Origin of the sequence: Shewanella sp., from assembly GCF_051658185.1 — a bacterium.
Lineage (GTDB): Bacteria > Pseudomonadota > Gammaproteobacteria > Enterobacterales > Shewanellaceae > Shewanella.
On record NZ_JBOFMC010000061.1, the window covers coordinates 1 to 6,056 of the forward strand.

General features: G+C 50.1%; 8 protein-coding genes. 7 read left to right on the plus strand and 1 reads right to left on the minus strand.

The genetic code is table 11. From position 1 onward, the window contains the following. Window positions 1-500: KpsF/GutQ family sugar-phosphate isomerase (locus ACRCZA_RS02535; protein ID WP_438672917.1), on the minus strand; the 500-nt coding region annotated here is incomplete at its 3' end. A 756-nt stretch (window positions 501-1,256) separates the two neighbouring features. Between ACRCZA_RS02535 and mlaF the strand changes: the two genes are divergently transcribed. The 7 genes from mlaF to murA are packed head-to-tail and all read left to right on the plus strand — an operon-like array spanning window position 1,257 to window position 5,887. Further along, a complete protein-coding gene (gene mlaF, locus ACRCZA_RS02540; protein ID WP_438672918.1) occupies window positions 1,257-2,075 on the plus strand; it encodes a phospholipid ABC transporter ATP-binding protein MlaF in 819 nt (272 codons plus the stop codon). Then, entirely contained in the window at window positions 2,072-2,857 is a 786-nt protein-coding gene (mlaE, locus tag ACRCZA_RS02545) for a lipid asymmetry maintenance ABC transporter permease subunit MlaE (RefSeq protein ID WP_438672919.1), read from the plus strand. Before mlaF ends, mlaE begins: the two co-directional genes overlap by 4 nt. A gap of 56 nt (window positions 2,858-2,913) precedes the next feature. After that, entirely contained in the window at window positions 2,914-3,387 is a 474-nt protein-coding gene (mlaD, locus tag ACRCZA_RS02550; protein WP_438672920.1) for an outer membrane lipid asymmetry maintenance protein MlaD, read from the plus strand. Window positions 3,388-3,398: 11 nt separating this feature from the next. Beyond that, entirely contained in the window at window positions 3,399-4,061 is a 663-nt protein-coding gene (locus ACRCZA_RS02555) for an MlaC/ttg2D family ABC transporter substrate-binding protein (RefSeq protein ID WP_438672921.1), read from the plus strand. Then, on the plus strand, window positions 4,058-4,342 hold the full coding sequence (locus ACRCZA_RS02560) for an STAS domain-containing protein (protein ID WP_438672922.1): 285 nt from the start codon (window positions 4,058-4,060) through the stop codon (window positions 4,340-4,342). Before ACRCZA_RS02555 ends, ACRCZA_RS02560 begins: the two co-directional genes overlap by 4 nt. 18 nt (window positions 4,343-4,360) lie before the next feature. Continuing rightward, window positions 4,361-4,618 carry a BolA family protein gene (locus ACRCZA_RS02565; RefSeq protein ID WP_438672923.1) on the plus strand — a complete coding sequence of 86 codons (258 nt, stop codon included), beginning with the start codon at window positions 4,361-4,363 and terminating at the stop codon, window positions 4,616-4,618. 9 nt (window positions 4,619-4,627) lie between these two features. Further along, a complete protein-coding gene (murA, locus tag ACRCZA_RS02570) occupies window positions 4,628-5,887 on the plus strand; it encodes a UDP-N-acetylglucosamine 1-carboxyvinyltransferase (protein WP_438672924.1) in 1,260 nt (419 codons plus the stop codon). Window positions 5,888-6,056 lie beyond the last annotated feature (169 nt).

Here is a 6,056-nt window from a genome sequence, read left to right on the forward strand (position 1 = left end):
CCCATAATGAGGGTGGCCGTAGTGCTGGAGGTTGGGGCGAGCCCTAAGGGGCAAGCCTCTTCGGGGACTTCAATACATAAATGGATTTGCGCCAGCCGGGCCATGGTGGAGTCAGGTTTGCCGGTCATGGCGATAACCGGTATCCCTTTACGTTGAATCACCGGCATTAATGCCAGAATTTCACTCGATTCGCCGGAGTTGGAGATCGTTAAAATAATGTCATTATCCGACAACACTCCGAGATCGCCGTGGCTCGCTTCCCCTGGGTGCACAAAAAAGGCAGGGGTGCCGGTGCTCGCCAAGGTGGCGGAAATCTTATTGCCAATGTGGCCAGATTTGCCCATCCCCATGACGATGACTTTACCAGTGCAGTCAAGGATCAATTGGCACGCCATGGCAAATTCAGGTGAATCCACATATTGATATAGATTGTCTAGGGCCAATTTTTCGATGTCGATAACTTTGCAGCCCCATTGGCGCAATTGTGATTGGTCTACCATGTCTATCTCTCTTGTTGCATTGTCTTTGTCGCCCCATTGATGGGATAGGAGTTGCACAATGTGGTACGCGATAAAGATGATAAAAAATAAGTATCTTGCTCGGGTTGAATTCGTTTTGTTTCAGCGTGTGCCGTAGCGCTTAGCACTGGCGCAGTGACTTTTAACGCCTTGTTTTTACATAGCTGTTTTTAAATAACTGTTGTTCAATAACTGTTGTTCAATGGCGGTTGTTAAATATCTCTGGTTAACAGTCTATTGTGCTAGTTAGCCCAGGCTTATCGCTTGGTCGCTGGCCTTGGCCGTTTCACCGCCCTTGGCCTCAGCGCTTTTGGGCCGCGCGCAGCTTGGCAATATCTGCGGCTTTACGGTTTTTTTCAATGAATTTATGCATTATTTTCAAGGCATTTCACTCTTTAGTGCCACCCATTGCGACTGTGCTTAAGTATGCTCACCCTCCTTAAGCTAATGTACAGTATGTTGTGCTCGCCAAGCTTGCCGTGAATTAACGTCAATTGCGAGTGTTTGTCACAACATGACATATAGCGGTAAATTCTGGATAACATTTGAGTGCATTTAGCTAAGGTAACGCGTCAGTCAGCGCGCATTTTCGCTGGAAATGCGCCAAATTGAAAGTATCGCCGCTTGATAGTGTCGATTCGGTTGTAGGTTATAGCCCAATTTCGTACAATCGCGGCTCTTCGATTGGTCTGTATAGGAAGTGACAGATCGCCTCTTTTTCAAATATCGGAATCAAGCATGACTCAAGAACAAACGCCGTTGGTTGAGATCCGTAATTTGGGCTTTAGCCGTGGCCAGCGTGTCATATATGAAGATATTAGCCTGTCCATTCCCCGGGGCAAGGTCACTGCGATTATGGGGCCAAGCGGCATTGGCAAAACCACGCTCTTAAAATTGATCGGTGGCCAACTGATCCCGACCCAAGGGCAAGTGTTGTTCGATGGCCACGATATACATGCTGTGAGTCGTAATGAGCTATTTGCCCTGCGTAAACGCATGAGCATGTTGTTTCAAAGTGGGGCGTTATTTACGGATATTAACGTCTTCGATAACGTGGCGTTTGCGCTGCGTGAGCATTCGGGTTTACCCGAAGAGATTATTCGCACCATTGTACTGATGAAGCTCGAAGCCGTCGGTTTGCGCGGTGCCGCGCAAATGATGCCCAGTGAGCTCTCCGGGGGGATGCAGCGCCGAGCGGCATTGGCCAGGGCGATTGCTCTCGAGCCCGAAATGGTGATGTATGATGAGCCTTTTGCGGGGCAAGATCCGATTTCGATGGGCGTGTTGGTCAAGCTTATCCGTGAATTGTCCGATGCGCTGAACCTCACCTCGATCGTGGTTTCCCATGATGTGGATGAAGTCTTAGGCATTGCTGATTATGTGTATGTGGTCGCGGATAAAAAAGTGATTGCCCACGGCACGCCTGAGCAATTGAAATACGCCGATAACCCGCAGCTGAAGCAATTTATCCAAGGGGCGCCCGATGGCCCTGTGCCGTTTCATTATCCGGCCAATGATTATCAGCAAGAATTGATCGCAAAAGGAGTTGGCAAGTGAAGTTATTCGACAGTATTGCCGACCTAGGCCGCAGCGCAATTGATTTGGTCATCGGTTTTGGTCAAGCGGGGCTCATGTTATGGGGCGCCATTTTTCGCTGGCCACGGGTGCGTAAGGGCTTGCCATTATTGGTGCGTCAGATCTATGTGGTCGGCGTGCAATCGATGGTGATCATCCTCGTCTCAGGCCTCTTTATCGGCATGGTACTGGCACTGCAGGGTTATAATATCCTCGTCGGTTTTGGCACTGAAGAAAGCTTAGGCCCCATGGTGGCGTTAAGTTTGCTGCGTGAATTAGGGCCTGTGGTCACCGCGCTGTTATTTGCCGGCCGTGCAGGCTCGGCATTAACCGCCGAAATAGGCTTGATGAAGAGTACGGAGCAGTTATCCAGCTTAGAGATGATGGCTATCGATCCGCTGCGCCAGATTATCGCGCCGCGCTTTTGGGCTGGGGTGATTAGCATGCCATTGCTCGCCTTGATGTTTACCGCCGTCGGCATTTATGGCGGCCACCTTGTCGGGGTGGAATGGAAAGGCATCGATAGCGGCGCGTTTTGGTCAATCCTGCAGGCGTCGGTTGAATGGCGCCAAGACATAGTTAACTGCTTGATCAAAAGTGGTGTATTTGCCGTAGTGGTCACTTGGATTGCGTTATACCGTGGTTACCAAGTGATCCCTAACCCTGAAGGTATCAGCCGCGCAACTACGTCGACCGTCGTACAGTCGAGTTTAGCGGTATTGGCCTTAGATTTTTTACTGACAGCCCTGATGTTTGGTCGCTAATGGACGCCAGCGGCTTTAGACACAGATGACATGGATTAACAGAGTGGTAACTGAAGATGTTGACACGAAAAATTGAATTGTTAGTGGGTATGTTTATTTTAACGGGTATCGCAGCCTTCCTCGTATTGGTGTTTAACGTCGCCAATATCGAAGTCAAAACCAGCGACAGCAGTTATAGCTTAACCGCTAACTTCACCAATATTGGTGGCCTGAAGGTACGCTCGCCAGTCAAAGTCGGCGGCGTGGTGGTTGGCCGCGTGAGCCAAATTGATTTAGACCCGGTAAAGCTTGAGGCGGTAGTCACGATAGTGATGGACAAGCGTTATGATCAATTCCCTGAAACCAGTAGCTTAGCTATTTTGACCTCAGGGTTGTTGGGGGAGCAATTCCTCGGGTTAACCCCGGGATTTATGGATGAGGATGTCAGCATGCTTAAAGAGGGTGATAGGATTGCGGATACACGCTCAGCCTTAGTGTTAGAGGACCTGATAGGTCAGTTCTTGTATAGTATGGGTTCAAAGGATAAATAGAGGTTACCACTATGTTTAAAAGCTTATCTCGCTTTTTGCTGCCGTTAGTGATGCTGTGTACAGCGACCACGGCGATGGCCGCCGATACAGTGATTGACAACAAAGATCCCTATGCGTTAGTCAAAGCGGTTGCCAATAAAACCTTCGATCGTTTCCATCAAGATAAAGCGCTGATCGATGCCGATCCGGATCATCTTAAAATCATCGTGCGCGAAGAGTTAATGCCTTACATTGATTACAAATACGCTTCCTATAAAGTGCTGGGCCAGTACCTTAAGGACTCGAGCGAAGATCAACGCAACCGCTTTGTGACCGCGTTTGAGGGCTATTTAGTGTCGACCTACGCCCAAGCCTTTACCGAATACACCAATCAAAAAGTGGAGTTTTTCCCCGGTGTCGATTTTCGTAACGAGAAAATTGTCGATGTAAACGTCCAAATTATTGAAGCGGGCCGCCCTCCGATTAAGCTGCTGTTTAAAGCACGCCGTTTAAAAGACGACTCATGGAAGGCTTTTGATCTGGTGGCCGAAGGCGTGAGCCTGCTGTCGTCTAAACAATCGGAAATCTCCAATTTAATTCGCCAGCAGGGCATTGATGCCGTGATCACTATGCTGGATGAGCGCACCAAAGATAAAATCACCAAGCCGACCAAATCTGGGAAGTTAGCGTCGTGATTGAATTTGTGCAGCAAGGCGCGACTTGCCACCTCAAAGGCCAGCTATCCCAAACGCAAGTGATCGCGCTTTGGCCTCAACGACACAGTTTGCTCAGTGAATCGACGTCGGAGCTCTCGTTGGCGCAACTTGAATACAGTGACAGCGCGGGCGTCGCGTTTTTGCTGGCCTTAGTGCGCGACCATCAAGGGCCATTGCGCCTGTGCGCGCCATCAGCCCAGCTTAAAAAATTAATTGATTTATATGATTTACAGTCCTTCTTCAGCGAAGCGACGCATTAACACAAGGTACCTTATCCGATGGAATGCAGCTTAATAGAACAGATTTTACGGGATGCGTTAGCGCTTGACGAAGTGTATGCCAGTTCCGACGGCAGCCATTACAAAGTGATCGCCGTGGGCGAATGCTTTGACGGCATGAGCCGAGTCAAACAACAACAAGCCATTTATGCACCGCTCACGGCACAGATTGCCAGCGGTGAGTTACATGCATTAACGATTAAAACTTTCACGCCGACACAATGGAAACGCGAAAAAGTTTTCAACATGCCTAGCTAGTGAGGAACAGTGGATAAACTAACGATTCAGGCAAGCCCCCCGCTTGCCGGTGATGTGATTATTTCGGGCGCCAAAAATGCCGCCTTGCCGATCCTGATGGCGGGCGTATTGGCCGAAACCGACTTTTTGGTTTCTAACGTGCCAAACCTGCGTGACGTCAACACCAGCTGCAAATTATTGCGCTGCTTAGGTGCCGATGTGACTGAGCTGGGCGACGGGCAGATCCGCATTTCGACCACTCATCTTAATGAGTTTTGCGCGCCTTACGATTTAGTGAAAACCATGCGCGCCTCTATCCTGATCCTCGGCCCGTTGCTTGCGCGCTACGGCAGGGCGGATGTGTCATTGCCCGGTGGCTGCGCCATTGGTGCACGCCCCGTCAACTTACACTTACATGGCCTCGAAATGATGGGCGCCAAGATTGAAGTGAAAGAAGGCTATATCAAAGCCCGTGTCGATGGCCGCCTTAAGGGCGCGCACATCTTTATGGACATGGTGAGCGTGGGTGCGACCGAAAACCTGTTAATGGCCGCAGCATTAGCCGATGGCGAGACCGTGATTGAAAACGCCGCCCGCGAGCCTGAAGTCATCGATTTAGCCAACTGCTTAATTGCCATGGGCGCTAAAATCAGCGGCGTTGGTAGCGCAACCTTGCGTATTCAAGGGGTTGAGCGTTTACAAGGCTGTGAATATCGGGTGATGCCAGACCGTATCGAAACCGGTTCATTCTTGGTGGCGGCTGCCGTCACGCGCGGCAAAATCCGCTGCTTAAAAGCGGATCCCGCCTCATTGGAGTCGGTGATTGCCAAGCTCGAAGATGCAGGAGCGGTGATCACCACCGGCGAGGATTGGATTGAGCTGGATATGCAAGGCAAACGGCCAAAGGCGGTGAACATTAAAACCGCACCTTATCCCGGGTTTCCAACGGATATGCAGGCGCAGTTTTGTGTGCTCAATGCCTTAGCCCAAGGCACCGCGACCATTACTGAAACCATCTTTGAAAACCGCTTTATGCATGTGCCGGAGCTTATCCGCATGGGCGCGACCATGGAGCTTGAAGGCAATACCTGTATCATCCAAGGGATTGAATCTTTAAGTGGTGCACAGGTGATGGCGACCGATTTGCGCGCGTCAGCGAGTTTAGTGATCGCCGGCTTAGTTGCCGATGGCACAACCGTGGTCGATCGCATCTATCACTTAGATCGCGGCTACGAGCATATTGAGCAGAAATTCCAAGGATTGGGCGCGCAGGTGAAGCGAGTCCAGTAACGCGATTTTTGCAGTTTGGCCATAACTTGCAGTTCGACCATAAAAAAACCAGCTCATTCAGCTGGTTTTTTTTATGTCTGTCACTGGCAAACACACAGTGATCATCATCTTTGCCAGCGCCGTTTGGGTCGTTGGTTAGCAACATAGCCTTTTTTATCAAGGCGAATGG

Bases quoted from the DNA above. Each gene is read 5' to 3' on its own strand.
- mlaF (WP_438672918.1), top strand. From the start codon at position 1,257: ATGACTCAAGAACAAACGCCGTTGGTTGAGATCCGTAATTTGGGCTTT.
- mlaD (WP_438672920.1), top strand. From the start codon at position 2,914: ATGTTGACACGAAAAATTGAATTGTTAGTGGGTATGTTTATTTTAACG.
- ACRCZA_RS02555 (WP_438672921.1), top strand. From the start codon at position 3,399: ATGTTTAAAAGCTTATCTCGCTTTTTGCTGCCGTTAGTGATGCTGTGT.
- ACRCZA_RS02565 (WP_438672923.1), top strand. From the start codon at position 4,361: ATGGAATGCAGCTTAATAGAACAGATTTTACGGGATGCGTTAGCGCTT.